This window comes from uncultured Bifidobacterium sp., assembly GCF_945269915.1.
GTDB classification, from domain to species: domain Bacteria; phylum Actinomycetota; class Actinomycetes; order Actinomycetales; family Bifidobacteriaceae; genus Bombiscardovia; species Bombiscardovia indica.
The window spans coordinates 1-14,126 of sequence record NZ_CALYOY010000021.1; the positions used below are offsets into that span (position 1 = coordinate 1).

Annotated in this window: 9 protein-coding genes and 1 pseudogene; 9 read left to right on the top strand and 1 reads right to left on the bottom strand. The window is 64.4% G+C overall.

Going from position 1 to position 14,126, the window contains the following annotated elements; all coding sequences use genetic code 11:
* From Q0K62_RS05120 to Q0K62_RS05135, 4 genes and pseudogenes are all read left to right on the top strand, one after another.
* Positions 1-258 (top strand): annotated as a pseudogene (locus Q0K62_RS05120) (G5 domain-containing protein); the annotation flags it as partial.
* 33 nt (positions 259-291) lie between these two features.
* The gene (rsmA, locus tag Q0K62_RS05125; RefSeq protein ID WP_297316910.1) at positions 292-1,197 is read left to right on the top strand and encodes a 16S rRNA (adenine(1518)-N(6)/adenine(1519)-N(6))-dimethyltransferase RsmA; all 906 of its coding nucleotides are present in this window, start codon (positions 292-294) and stop codon (positions 1,195-1,197) included.
* Positions 1,194-2,123 carry a 4-(cytidine 5'-diphospho)-2-C-methyl-D-erythritol kinase gene (locus Q0K62_RS05130; RefSeq protein ID WP_297316911.1) on the top strand — a complete coding sequence of 310 codons (930 nt, stop codon included), beginning with the start codon at positions 1,194-1,196 and terminating at the stop codon, positions 2,121-2,123. The genes rsmA and Q0K62_RS05130 overlap by 4 nt, the downstream gene beginning before the upstream one ends.
* Before the next feature lie 39 nt (positions 2,124-2,162).
* Positions 2,163-2,774, top strand: coding sequence for a LytR C-terminal domain-containing protein (locus Q0K62_RS05135; protein ID WP_297316912.1), 612 nt, complete (start codon positions 2,163-2,165; stop codon positions 2,772-2,774).
* 35 nt (positions 2,775-2,809) lie between these two features.
* On the opposite strand, the gene Q0K62_RS05140 is transcribed toward Q0K62_RS05135, so the two are convergent.
* Entirely contained in the window at positions 2,810-4,231 is a 1,422-nt protein-coding gene (locus Q0K62_RS05140; protein ID WP_297316913.1) for a CCA tRNA nucleotidyltransferase, read from the bottom strand.
* An 82-nt stretch (positions 4,232-4,313) separates the two neighbouring features.
* Between Q0K62_RS05140 and Q0K62_RS05145 the strand changes: the two genes are divergently transcribed.
* The 5 genes from Q0K62_RS05145 (at position 4,314) to Q0K62_RS05165 (ending at position 14,090) form a co-directional block, all read left to right on the top strand.
* On the top strand, positions 4,314-5,030 hold the full coding sequence (locus tag Q0K62_RS05145; RefSeq protein WP_297316914.1) for an NUDIX hydrolase: 717 nt from the start codon (positions 4,314-4,316) through the stop codon (positions 5,028-5,030).
* The gene (locus Q0K62_RS05150; protein WP_297316915.1) at positions 5,027-7,330 is read left to right on the top strand and encodes a DUF6049 family protein; all 2,304 of its coding nucleotides are present in this window, start codon (positions 5,027-5,029) and stop codon (positions 7,328-7,330) included. The genes Q0K62_RS05145 and Q0K62_RS05150 overlap by 4 nt, the downstream gene beginning before the upstream one ends.
* Positions 7,327-11,496 (top strand): murein biosynthesis integral membrane protein MurJ, encoded by a 4,170-nt coding sequence (locus tag Q0K62_RS05155; protein WP_297316916.1) that lies wholly within the window; start codon positions 7,327-7,329, stop codon positions 11,494-11,496. Before Q0K62_RS05150 ends, Q0K62_RS05155 begins: the two co-directional genes overlap by 4 nt.
* Positions 11,497-11,623: 127 nt before the next feature.
* Complete coding sequence (locus Q0K62_RS05160; RefSeq protein WP_297316917.1) at positions 11,624-12,919, top strand: PLP-dependent aminotransferase family protein; 1,296 nt, start codon at positions 11,624-11,626, stop codon at positions 12,917-12,919.
* A 1-nt stretch (position 12,920) separates the two neighbouring features.
* Positions 12,921-14,090, top strand: coding sequence for a D-alanine--D-alanine ligase (locus tag Q0K62_RS05165; RefSeq protein WP_297316918.1), 1,170 nt, complete (start codon positions 12,921-12,923; stop codon positions 14,088-14,090).
* The last annotated feature ends 36 nt before the right edge of the window (positions 14,091-14,126 follow it).

Genomic DNA, 14,126 nt, shown 5'->3' on the forward strand with positions numbered 1-14,126 from the left:
GGCTGGACCGGTAGCCAGTTCGACGACCTGGTCAAACTCTGGAACAGGGAGTCGGGATGGCGCTGGAACGCCGAGAATCCCGGCTCAGGCGCCTATGGCATACCTCAAGCCCTGCCTGCCGACAAGATGGCATCTGCCGGAGCGAACTGGCACGATGATGCGGCCGTTCAGATTGACTGGGGCCTGTCCTATATCGCCGGCAGCTACGGCAGCCCCAGCGGGGCCTGGCAGCATTCGGAACGATTCGGCTGGTACTGATGCCCCTGCCTGCCTTCGATGTTTGCAACCACCATGACTGACTACACCACCGACAAGGACTCGGCCGGGATGGGACACCTCCTCGGGGCCGCGGACATCCGACGCATAGCCAACCAGGCCGGTATCCACCCCGCCAAGCGCCTGGGGCAGAATTTCGTCATCGACCCGGGGACCGTCCGTCGAATCGTCCGCCTGGCCAAGGTAGGCGCCGGTGATTCCGTCCTGGAGGTCGGGCCCGGCCTGGGTTCCCTGACCTTGGGCCTCTTGGAGGCCGGGGGCAGGGTTACAGCCGTCGAAATCGATCCAGGTCTGGCCGGCCGCCTGCCCGAGACCGTCGCCGACCTCATGCCCGGGGCTCAGGGACGCCTTACGGTCATCAACAAGGACGCCCTGACGCTGACCCCGGGCGACGAATCGGGGCTGGCCACCGCCGACGGCCTGACCCTGGTGGCCAACCTCCCCTACAACGTGGCGACCCCGATCATCCTGACCCTCCTGGAGCGCTTCCCCAACCTGGAAGGCTTTTTGGTCATGGTGCAGAAGGAGGTGGCCGACCGCCTGGTGGCAGGCCCCGGCTCCAAGGTCTACGGTGCCCCCAGCCTGAAGCTGGCCTGGTACGGCAAGGCCGGGCAGGCAGGGCGGATTGGGCGCAATATCTTCTGGCCGGCCCCGAATGTGGATTCGGCCCTGGTCTCCTTCACCCGTGCAGCAGCTCCGGCCATGGACCCTGAGGCGACGGAATCCGAACGGAAAGAGACCTTTGCCCTGGTGGATGCAGCCTTCGGCCAACGCCGCAAGACCCTGCATGCCGCCTTAAAGGGTCTGGTGCCCATGGAGGCCTTCAACCGGGCCGGCATCGACCCGACCAGACGCGGGGAGACCATGAGGGTGGAGGAGTTCGCCGCCCTGGCCCGGGCCTGCCGGAAGCTGGCAGGGTGACGGGGCAGGGCGATGCCGGCCATACCGCCGGCAGGAGCATCAGTCTGGACTGCCCAGCCAAGATCAACCTGAGATTGAAGGTGGGGCCCAGCCACGAAGAATGGGGCGGCCGCCATCGCCTGGATACGATCTACAGCGCCATCAGCCTCTATGACACGGTGGACCTGACCCTGGAAGAACCCGGATCGGGCTTGAGACTGACCATGGAGGGCAACCACCTTGGCGACCTGGGCGACCCCCAAGCCGACCCCCAGGCCAACCTGGCCATCAAGGCGCTCCTGGCCCTGGCCGAGACCGCAGGACACCAGCCGGATGTCTCCATCCATATCATCAAACGCATACCGGTCGGCGCCGGGCTGGCCGGGGGGTCGACCGATGCCGCCGGCACCCTGCTGGGCCTGAACCGCCTGTGGGGGTTGGACCTGCCCCTGGAAGCCCTGGAGCGGATCGCGGCCGGCCTGGGTGCCGACCTTCCCTTCTGCCTGCATGGTGGCATCTGCGAGGGGTCGGCCTTCGGACAGATGCTGGTCCCCCTGAATGCCCATGATGCGCGAACCGATCAGCTGACCAGGGCAGGTCTTACCGGGCATCTGCTGGTTGGTGCCTACGAGAAGGAACTCAGCACGGCCCGGGTCTACGAGACCTTCGACCAGGTGGGACCTGGCCACGCCGACCTGAATGACCTGGAGCTGGCCGCCTGCACCCTCCACCCCCGCTCGGGCCTGGCCCTCGACCTGGCCCGCAGCATCGGAGCCGGACCGACCTTCATTTCCGGATCCGGTCCATCGGTGGTGGCCATGGTTCCCGAAACGGCCAGGATGGAGACCCTGAAGACGGCCTGGATGCGGGAGGGGGCCGTGGATCGGATCATCGAAGCCGACTCGCCGGTCAGGCCCCTGGTGAAGCCGCTAAGCGTCACCCATTGACGGTAGAGTGTTGAGCAGGAAATTTGCGGAAGGTGGACCATGACGAATCCCGAACCACTAGATGAACGTGCGGCTCGCCGACAGTTCGTACGACGCAGGCAGAAAATGGTGTTCACCATCGCCGTCTGCGCCCTGGTGGTCATCCTGATCATCGCCAGCCTGGTCATCTTCGGCACCATGGGCCGCTTCGCCAAGGCGGATAAGGTCGTCAAGCCCAACTATGGGGTCAGCCTGCCCTGCCCGCCCAAGGATTCCAAACTGGTCAACCACCCCGATATCCGTGTCCGGGTGCTGAACGGAACCAGCAAGTCCGGCCTGGGCGGCGCCGTGGCTGCAGCCCTGCTCAACCGTGGTTTCAATATGCAGGGGGTTGGGGACTACCCCAACAAGACCGAAATGGCCAGGACCCAAATCCGTTTCGGTGCCCAGGGCATCGACCGCGGCTATACGGTCGCCACCCAGTTCAACGACGCCACCATGATCATGGACGACCGGGGCGATGACCTGGTCGATGTGGTCATCGGGGCCACCTTCAACGACTTGAATGATGAGGACAAGACCTCCACGGTCGGCAAGGACATCAAGGGCATCAAGGGATGCGTCGCCGACCCGGCCAGCATGAAGAACCTGCCCAAGGCCCCCAAGGCCTAGAGATCCGGGCCCACCTCCCGGAACCTGAGCTGGTTCTAGGCTTCGGTCCCTTCCCGGGCCCACCATCGCTTCAGTTCCTCCACGGCCTGATCCTGATCGACCGGCCCCTGATCCAGACGATAGTCCAGCATGTGCCGGTAGGCCTTGCCAACCATGGGCCCGGGCTTGAGACCCAGGATCTCCATGATCCGCCTGCCGTCCAGGTCGGGTCGAATGGCATCCAGGTCCTCCTGCTCGCGCAGCTGGCGCACCCGTTCCTCCAACTCGTCCATGGCGGCCGAGAAGACCTGGGACTTGCGCTTGTTCCTTGTGGTGGCATCGGCCCTGGTCAGACGGTTCAGCCGCTCGAACAGCGGGCCGGTCTCCTTGGCATAGCGCCGGACGGCCGCGTCCGTCCACCGCTCATCCACATACCCGTGGAAGCGCAGGTGCATGCCGATCAGGTCGCAGACGTCGTCAATCAGATGATGGTCGAACCGCAGGGACCTGAGCCGTTTACGGGCCATCCGGGCGCCGACCGCATCATGGTGGTGGAAGCTCACCTTGCCGCCGGGCTCGAAACGTCTGGTCTTGGGCTTGCCGATATCGTGCAGGAGGGCGGCCAGACGCAGGGTAAGGTCCGGTGCCGGCACGGGGCCGTCCGGGCCGGTCTCCAGGGCGATGGCCCGGTCCACAACCATCAGGGTGTGCTCGAAGACGTCCTTGTGGCGGTGATGCTCGTCAATCTCCAGCTGCAGGGCAGGAATCTCGGGCAGGACGATGTCGGCCAGACCCGACTGGACCAGGGCCTCGATCCCCTTTGTGGGGTGGGCGCTGAGCATGAGTTTGGTCAGCTCGTCACGGACCCGCTCAGCTGAAACGATGCCGACCCTGTCGGTCATCTCCGTAATGGCCTCGGCCGTCTCCGGGGCGATCCTGAAGCCCAGCTGGGCCACGAAGCGGACGGCCCGCATCATTCTCAGGGGGTCATCATCAAAGGACTGTCTTGGGTCCACCGGGGTACGCAGCACCTGCTTGGCCAGGTCGTTGACGCCTCGGTAGGGGTCGACGAAGACCAGGTCGGGCACCCGCAGGGCCATGGCGTTGATCGTGAAGTCCCTCCGGGAGAGGTCCCCCTCCAGGCTGTCGCCGTAATCCACCTCGGGCTTGCGTGAATCAGGATCGTAAGTGTCCCTGCGGTACGTAGTCACCTCGACCCTGACCTCGGTTCCGTCCGGGCGGCGACGCACGGCCCCCAGGGTGCCGAACCTGCGGCCCATGTCCCAGAATCCGGAACCCCACTTGTGCAGAATCGGTTCAAACTCCTCGGGCCGGGCCGAGGTGCAGAAATCCAGGTCATGTGACGGTCGATGCAGGAGCAGGTCGCGGACGGGCCCCCCCACCAAGGCCAGCTCAAATCCCTGATCGGCAAACAGTTGTCCGAGTTCGATAGCCTCGGGCCAGACTTGGAAATCCACGCTCACCCTTTCCATATGGAGTTCATGCGCCTACCAGCTTACCGTTACCCCACCTGCACATTAACCTACGTAAAGTGGAATTATGATTACGCCCGCAGACCTTGCGCGCATGCTGTCGCACCGCGCCGATTCTGCGGACGGCCATGCCCGCAGACCAGGCGCGGAAGGGCTCGGGGACGATCCTGAGTCCACCCTCCTGTATTCGATCGGCGAAACCCTGGACCCCCTCATACGTGGGCGCCACCTGGCCCGGGAAGACCATGAACCGGACGATTCCGCGGAGGGCGCACCCACACCCGCCCTGATGCCCCGCCACAAGAGCGCGGGCAAACCGATCACCTTCGCCTCCCTGGATGCCCAGGAACTGCCCGTGGTCAGGGAGTATTCGGCGGGTGGCCTGATCTTCGACTCCAGGGAACGGGTGGCCATCATCGCCCGCCATTCCCGATCGGGCCACCTGGAATGGTGCCTGCCCAAGGGGCACATCGAAAGGGGGGAGACCCCGGAGGAGACCGCGGTTCGCGAAGTGCACGAAGAGACCGGGATCCTGGGGCAGGTGACCGATTCGATCGCCACGATAGACTATTGGTTCACCGGGACCAACCAACGGGTCCACAAGTTGGTGCATCATTTCGTCCTGCAGATGATCGGCGGAACCCTGAGCGTGGAAGGCGACCCCGACCATGAGGCTGAAGACGCCATCTGGGTGGACTTCTCGGATCTGGCCTCGGTGCTGAGTTACCCCAACGAGCGGAAAATCGCCTGGCTGTACGCAAGGAAGTACAAGAAAGAGATATGACCGAGAGCCCACTGCGCCCTGGGCGGCGCACACCCCAGTCGACCCGTACCCGCCAGCGGTGGACGAGACGGGTGGGTTCCTGGATTACGACCTTGGGGACATTCCTCCTCGCCCTGGCTCTGACCCTGGGCATGGCCCTGCCGACTGCCGTGGCCGCCCAGGACGATGAACACCAGCACCAGGCCCAGATCAGTCTCAAATCATCGACCCCGGTCGTCACCGACAGGTCCGGGTACACCCTCAGGGTGACCGTGACCAACACGGAGAGCCAGGAGCTGCGGGATTCCACCCTTTCGGTCGGAACCAACGCCTTCTACTCATTCAGTTCCCGGACCGACATGCAGTCCTGGTCCGAGGGCCGGACCCGCATCCCCACCCCGGACGACTTGGACAGCAGGCATCTGGATTCCATCAAGCCCGGCCAGAGCGCCGACGTCACCGTCGCCGCCGCCGCCGACAACACGGCCCTGAAAAAGATGGTGACCTGGGGCCCCAAGCCCGTCCGCCTCACCCTGACCGGCAAGGACAATCAGGTCCTTGCGGAGACCTGGACCTTCCTGACCAGGACCTGGGATGGCCTGCCCAACGCCGGGACCCCGGCCATGTCGATGACCATGGTCCTCCCCCTGACCACCACAGGCTGGACGGTGGAGGAAAAGAGCATGACGGCCCTGATGACCCAGACCGATGAGGCCGTGGCCGAGTCCGCCAAAAATGGTGGGAATTCCGCCTCCCCGCCCGCCACCAAGACCCCGGATGAACAGGACCAAACCGCCACTGCGGCCAACGAGGGAAAGGTGATCACCCTCAGCCGCCAGGCCACCAAGACCCAGGATGCCCAGAGGCAGCTCCTGACCAGGCATTCGGCCCTACAGGTCCTGGCCGACCCGACCTATCTGACGGCCTTCAACGAACATCCCCGAGTCAACGGTCTCATCCAACCGGCCGATTTCGATATCAGCACCTACGCCGGGCAGGACCCCAACCGGTACATCCAGGCCGGCATCGCCCCGGAATCATGGAGCACCAAGGCCGGCACCGACCTCTATGCCAGGACCTTCCCTGACCAGGGCAAGGTGGAGACCGACCGTGCCTACGCCTGGCAGGGTCGGCAGGAATGGTCCATGGACTCCGTCACCGAGGCCCGCAAGGCCGGGTACACCCACGTCATCGCCCCCCGTGGATTCGAAGCGGGTGCGGGGGCCTCGGCCCACACCGGCAAGTTCACGGTCAACACCCAGGCCGGCCAGGTCACCATACTCTCGGCCCAGCGGGAACTGAGCAACCTGGCCCAAGGCAACCCGACCTCCACCAAGGCCACGGGCGAACAGACGCAGGCCGGCCAGGTCGCCCGGTTCATGGCCCAGAGCGCCTTCTACCAGATGGAACAGCCCTACGACCAGAGGGACCTGATGGTCTGCTTCGACACCGACCAGGACTCCCAGCAGGTTGAACAGATCATGGCCGGCCTGGAGCATGCCCCCTGGATCTCCCTGGGCTCACTGGACTCACTCGACAAGGCCGCCGATTACAGCCTCGGCCCCTCCCGGCTCCAGGAGAACCGGGAATCGGACAGCAAGCAGAACTCCGGTACCGTCGGCACCTTGGATTCGCTGACGAACAGCCGCCAGGACATCACCCGCTTCTCGAACGCCATCCTGGCCGCCCCATCATCCTCACAGCCCACGGCCAGTGCCACCACCGGGAAGTCAGACAGTCAGGCGTTGGCGCGACAGGATGCGGATACGACCGCCCGCCAATCCAAGGATCCCACCAACTGGCTCCAGCGGATCACCAAGGCCCACGACTGCCTGGCCCTGCACGCCCTGGGCGGCACCAAGTCCGCGCCGGCCCTGGCCGACCAGGCCCGGGCCGTATCGGACCGGCTTCTGGACGGAATCCGCATCACCCCCAGTGAGTCCCTGACCGTGGTGAGCGAAACGGCCTCCATGCCGGTCACGGTCAGCAACAACCACCCCTATCCGGTCTATGCCCGGGTCAGCGCCAAGACGGACTCCATGGAGATCGTCACCTCCCGCACGGCCGACACCATCATCCCCGCCCGCTCCGAGGCCCAGGTCACCTTCAAGGTCAGGGTGGCCACGGCAGGTCAGGCCAACGTCGACATCACCCTGATCGACCGCAACGGCAAACCATTCGGCCAGACACGCAGGGCACGCATCACCAGCAACCTCCGCCTGAGCGACATGAGCGGCCTCATCATCGTGGTCATCGCCGTCCTGCTCGGCATGGTGGGGCTCTGGCGGCAGTTCCACCGCAAGAAGGATCCAGACGAATGAGCTCCGTGGGCCGCAATTCAGTCATCATGGCCTCCGGTACCGCGGCCTCCCGCATCACCGGACAGATCCGCACCATCCTCCTGGCCGCGGCCATCGGCACCACAGGCATCGCCGCGGATGCCTACCAGACCGGGGCCATGATCCCCCAGGTCATGTTCACCCTGATCTCCGGGGGCATCTTCAACGCGGTCCTGGTGCCCCAGATCGTCCGGACCCTGAAGGAAAAGGACGCCGCCGACCGCCTCAACAAGCTGATCACGGTCTCCATGGTCCTCCTTGCCGGACTGACCCTGATCCTGATGCTGGCCACCCCGGTCCTGACATCCATCTATCTGAACTCCAAGTGGAACCCGGCCCAGAGGGCCCTGGCCAACTCCTTCACGCTCTGGTGCATGCCCCAGGTCTTCTTCTACGGGCTCTATACGGTCCTGGGGCAGATCCTGGCGGCCAAGGGCCGGTTCACGGCCTATGCCTGGAGTTCGGTCGGCGCCAACCTGATCAGCTGCCTGGGCTTCCTGGCATTCATCCTCCTCTTCGGCAATGCCCAGAAACAGCCCGTCACCTTCTGGGATGACGGCAAGGTGGCCCTGACCGCCGGCGCATGGAGCCTTGGCGTGGCCTTCCAGGCGCTGATCCTCTTCATCCCCCTGGTCATGAGCGGGTTCCGTTACCGGCCGCGGTGGGGCCTGCGGGGGATGGGCCTGCGGTCGATGGGATCGGTGGCGGCCTGGAGCCTGGGTGTCGTCATCATCGACCAGCTGGCCAACGTGGTCAACGCCAGGATCACCAACGGCGCCCCCCTGGAGGGAAACCCCTTCGACATAGCCGGCAACGGGTCCTATCAGAACGCCTACACCCTCTTCATCCTGCCCTATTCCCTGATCGCCGTTTCGGTCAGCACGGCCATCTTCCCCCGCCTTTCCAAGTCGATCTCGGACGGACGCATCGACGACGCCCGGGAGGAGCTCAGCCAGGCCCTGCGCAACGTCGGCCTGATGATGTTCTTCTTCAGCACGGTCATGCTGGCCATCCCCGTCCCCATCACCCGGGCCCTCCTGCCCTCGGTCGGCATCCACGAGGCCGTCCTGATCTCAGGCCCCTTGCTGGGGCTTTCCCTGGGCCTGGTGGCCATGAGCGCCTTCCTGCTCATCCAGCGCACCTTCTATGCCTTCGAAGACGGGCGCCACCCATTCATCTTCGCGGCCGTCTCCAACATGATCCAGGTCATCCTGGTTCTGGTGGCCATCCGCTTCTCGCCCCCGCGCTACTGGACGGCCCTGGTGGGGGCGACGCTGGCCCTGAGCAACATCCTCAGCTTCCCCGTCCTGGCCAGGATGCTGCGCAGACCCTTCCATGGCCATCTGGACGGCCGCCGGATCCTGACCACCTACGCCAAGGCCCTCCTGGCCTCCCTCCTGGCCCTGGCCGCCGCCCTCCTCCTCAAGACGCCCGTAACCCATCTGGTCGGAGCCTGGGTCCAGGGACGTCAGGGGCATATGAGCTGGGTCCAGTCCGTCCTGATCTGCATCATCATCACCCTGGTGGTGGGCCTGGTCTACTCGTGCGTTCTCATTGCCCTGAAGACCACCGAATTCACCCGACTCCTGACCACTCTGGTTGCCAGACTGGGCAGGTCGACCGCCCACCCGGTCCAGAGCCTCGATGACCTGGCGGAGCAATCCTCCCACCGTACCGGCAAGTCGGCCAGGCTGGTCCGGTCCTCATCACCGGACTCCACCGAGGCCGGGCTGGAGGCCGCCATGGAGAACCTCGAGGAGGAAGATGCCCTTCCGTCAGATGGAGAAACCGCGACAGGTGACCTGGAAGAGCCTACACACAGCCGGGAGCCGGTTAGAATTGTTCCCGTGGACACCCCACAGAAGAGGGTTCCAGAGTTGCAGACCGGCAATTCCGGGGGTGCCCCACCCGTTGACCTTGGCGCCGCCCCACGGGAGCGGCGCTCCACCCTTCATGAGAGTTCTGAAGCCATGAAACCGCATATCGGAGATACCGTTCTCGCCAGATACACCCTGGTCACCATTCTTCGTCGAGCCTCAGGACTGAGTGCCTGGCGCGCCCACGACAAAGCGCTGGACAGGGACTGCCAACTCTTCATCGTCAACGATTCCTCCTCCACCGATCTGATCAACACAACCGCATCAGGTCTGGCCTTGAGGAAGGACCGGCGCTTCACCCCGGTATACCAGCTCCATACCAGGGACGGGATCTCCCTGATCGTCACCGCACCCGATGCCGGCATGGCTCTCCGGGACTACATGCAGGGACCGGCCGCCGAGACCCTGAGCCACAAGGCCATGCGGACCATCCTGGGAGAGGCCACCGAGTCCATGCGGGCTCTGGGCAAGATGGGGTTGACCGATTACACCGTTTCAACCACAACCATTCGGCTCTCCCCGTCCTCGGTCATCCTGGCAGACGCTCCGATCGGCCCCATGATTGCGGATTCCCCCAGGTCCAAGAGCGGGCAGGACCTGACAAGGGAGGAGCTGACCATCCGGCAACTGGCTGCCGTCCTGTATGCCATGCTGACCGGCCACCCGGACCATTCGGGTGATGACTACAATCTTGATTCCCTGCCCAAGGACACCCCCGAAGAGTTCAGAATCATCTGCGAGCGCGGCCTGGGCATCAGCCAGGCCGAGGGTGTACACCCGATCCCCCTGGTCACCCTGGCCGAGCTGTCAGCCCTGCTCAGCCCCTGGGCACCGCCGGAGGAGCTGACCGACACCGACCTGATCTGGCCCGATCTGGATGGCCGCGCCTCAATCGAAACGGTCCCCCTCCGCCAGGCCGATTCTGCCTACGTGCTCCCACTTCCCAATGAACTGACGGGCACCGACATGCCCGCCGCCCGGACCATGACCCAGGATGAGCCGCACTGGGAGGCCAATCAGCTCCTCTTCCCCGGGCGCAGCGAAATCGAGATGATCAATCCGGAGGACACCAACACCGACCTCTTCTCCCTCTTCGACGAGAGACAGCGTCAGAATGCCAACAGGAACCGGCCCCAGCGCACCCTCCCCATGGATGTGAGCAACCTGCGGACGGGTGCCTCACCCCGGAACCTGGAGGAGTCCAAGGCCGTGACCGGCAGAATGCCGGCCGTCATGCCGGACCAGGGTCATGCGGGCATCCGGGGCACCGACACCACCTCCGACGACCCGGTCGAACTTGGCTTCTCCAAGTGGGACTTCCAGAAGCCCGAAAAGGATTCCGCCGATGAGGACAGCCCGGGAGCGGATGGGACCGGTGGGGATTCCGCCGCTGCCGGGGCGGAAGCAGCCGGAGACCAGGCCCTCGATGGCCGGACAGACCCATCCTCCGGGGAAGCGGAAGATGAGGGACCGGAGACCACCGCCATGGAACCCCTGCCGCCCAGCTTCACACCCGAGGCCCACTCCATCCCCGCCCCCATTACCTATGTGGCCGCTGACGGGGACCAGTCGGACGACGACCTGGAAGATGGGGACATGGCCGACACCCGTCTCTTCGGACGCTTCACCACCCGGTCGGTCGTCATCACCATCGCCATTCTGGTCGTCGTTGTGGCCCTGGTCTGGGCCCTGGTCACCGCCGTCGGCAACCGCCCCAGAGGATCAAAGCAGGATGACGGATGGCCGGTCATGTCGAACGTGCCCTTCCCCGGCGAGTCCGCCGATGGCGAGCATCAGGAAGCCGATGCCAATCCGGACAAGCAGGGCGATGAGGCAACCGACCAGAACCGGAAACAGGCCGATCACCCTGCCAAGAAGTCCTCTCATGGCACCGACAAGAAGGTCGGCACGGTCCCCGCCCCCCGTGCACCCAAGAACACCACCCCCTACCCGGTGGACCGTCAGACCTTCCTCAACAAACCGGCAGGCCTCCCCGGTTTCGGTTGGTATGTGCACCTGACGGAACCGAGGGAGGTGTCCAGACTGGACATCGCCATTCCCCAGAGTGGCGGGCATGCGCAGATCTTCGCCAATGCCACGGCCACGCAACCCACCCAGGGTCAGGCCCTGGCCGACTTCAGTTTCGACCCTTCGGGGACCACCCACGTGACCCTGCGGGAGCCGGTAACGACCCAGGATCTGGTCATCTGGGTACCCATGGATGGAATGCCGGGGAACACCCTGCACTTCTCGTCCGTCACCGTGTACTGAATTGGTGAGTGGTTGGTTGTTTCCTGGTTCCGCGCGCCGATTGGTAATACAGTTTCGATACATATGAACCTACCCGGCCGTGGCACCTATCGGCCCCGGCAATGAGCCCAGGAAGGCGGATGCAAGCATGGCGGATGATATCAATATCCCGTCCAAGGTCATCAGGAACGACCCCTGGTTCGGCTCCTATGCCAAGCGGGCCGAGGGAATGCGAGCCTCCGAGATTCGAGCCCTCTTCGCCGTGGCCAACCGCCCCGAGGTGGTATCCCTGGCCGGCGGCATGCCCTACCTGGGCCGTATGCCCTTCGATGAACTCGCCGACCAGGTGGCTGAAATGCTCCGCAAGCAGGGGCAGGTGGCCTGGCAGTATGGATCCGCCCAGGGTGACCCCCACCTGCGTGAGGATGTGTTGCCCATCATGGAGCTGGAGGGAATCAAGGACGTCCAGCCGGACGATGTGGTCATCGTCAACGGGTCCCAGTCCGGGCTCGACCTGATTACCCGCATCATGTGCGATCCGGGCGATGTGATCCTGGCCGAGGCCCCGAACTATGTAGGAGCTTTGGGTGTCTTCCAGTCCTTCCAGGTCGACGTGGTCAATGTGGCCATGGACGGGGACGGGCTGATCCCCGAGGCCCTGGAGCAGACCATCATCAAGCAGCGCAAGGCCGGCAAGCAGGTCAAGATGCTCTACACGGTCCCGAACTTCCACAACCCGGCCGGTGCCACGATGAGCCGCGAGCGCCGCCCCAGGGTCATGGAAATCGCCAAGAAGTATCATGTACTGATCGTCGAGGACAACCCTTACGGCCTGCTGGCCTTCGACGGGCAGACCTACCCGGCCCTGCGGTCCTACGATTCGGAGGGCATCGTCTACCTGAGCAGCTTCTCCAAGATCATCGCCCCGGGCATGCGCGTGGCCTGGATGGTGGCCCCTCCCGGAATCCGGCAAAAGCTGGTTCTGGCCAACGAATCAGCCATACTCTGCCCCTCCAATATGAGCCAGATGACCATCACCACCTATCTGGACAACTTCGACTGGAAGTCGCAGATCAACGACTACCGGGGAATGTACAAGGAACGATGCGATGCCATGGACGGGGCCCTGAAAGAGTACCTGCCCTACTGCTCATGGCTCAAGCCCAAGGGGGGCTTCTACATCTGGCTGAAGATTCCCGAGGGGCTCAACGCCAAGGACATGCTGCCCAGGGCCATCACGGCCAAGGTGGCCTACGTTTCCGGAACGGCCTTCTATGATGACGGGCAGGGGGTCGACCACATGCGGCTCTCCTTCTGCTACCCCACCCCTGAACGGATCAGGGAGGGCGTCCGCAGGCTGTCGACGGTCATCGACAACGAACTCGACACTGTGCGGCTCTTCGAACCGGAGACCGGCACAGGCACAGGCAGGGAAAGGGACTGACATGGCGGCCAGACACAGCAGGACACCCGAGCAGGCAGCGGATCGGGAAGGACGTTCCGAGATGAGGGGCAAGCAGTCCAAGATGACCGGTGATGCCGGTCATATCAAGAAGGCGGGACGGCACGGGCACACCAGACGCCACGCGATCGGAGTCGCACCCGCCACCAGGGAGGACGTGCAGTCCCTGTCTCTGAAGGCCAGCAAGCGTAGCAGCAAGTCCATCATGGTCATCTGTGGCGGTCTCAGCCACGAGCGCGACTTCTCCCTGAGTTCCGGTCACCGCGTCCAAGGCTTTTTGGAAGAGGCTGGATGGACGGTCAGTGCTCACGATATGGACTCAGATCTGCTTGGTCTCCTGACCGACAAGAAGACCCGCCCCGACCTGGTCTGGCCCCTTCTGCACGGTGCCAATGGCGAGGATGGGTCCATCCGCGACATCCTGGAAATGGCGGGTCTGCCCTATATCGGGTCCCGGGCCAAGGCTTCACGGACCGCCTGGAGCAAACCCATCGCCAAGAACCTGGTCCGCATGGCCGGATTGACCACCCCGCACTCGGTAACCCTGCCGGAATCCATGTTCCGCGAGCTGGGCGTCAAGCCGGTTATCGACCTTCTCCTCAAGTCCCTGGGCCTCCCCCTCTTCATCAAACCCACCATGGGCGGATCGGCCATGGGATGCACCCTGGTCAAGGAGGGCAGGGAGTTGCCCCAGGCCCTGATCAACTGCTTCGGCTATGGGCAGGTCGCCCTGGTGGAACAGGCGATCGTCGGCACCGAGGTGTCGGTCTCCATCATCGAGTTTGATGGACACCCGCTGATCCTGCCGCCCCTGGAGGTCTGGACCCCTTCGGGAACCTATGATTACGAGGCCAGGACCACCCCGGGACCCACGGAGTTCTATGTGCCTGCCCGGCTGGACCCCCATGCCATGGAGGCCGTCAAGGAGGCAGCCCTGACCGCTCACGACGCCCTCGGTCTGCGTGATATCTCCCGCACCGATTTCATTGTCGATGGGCAGGGGAGGCCCCAGTTCCTGGAAGCCAACGTGGCACCCGGCATGACCGACACCTCGCTTCTTCCCCAGTCCGCCGTGGCTGCCGGCTACGAACTCCCTGACCTCTACACAGCTCTGGTGCAGTCCGTCCTGGGGCAGAACCGGACCGAAGCCTGACACCGGGCCGTTCCCCCGTCAGGTCATGCCGACCTG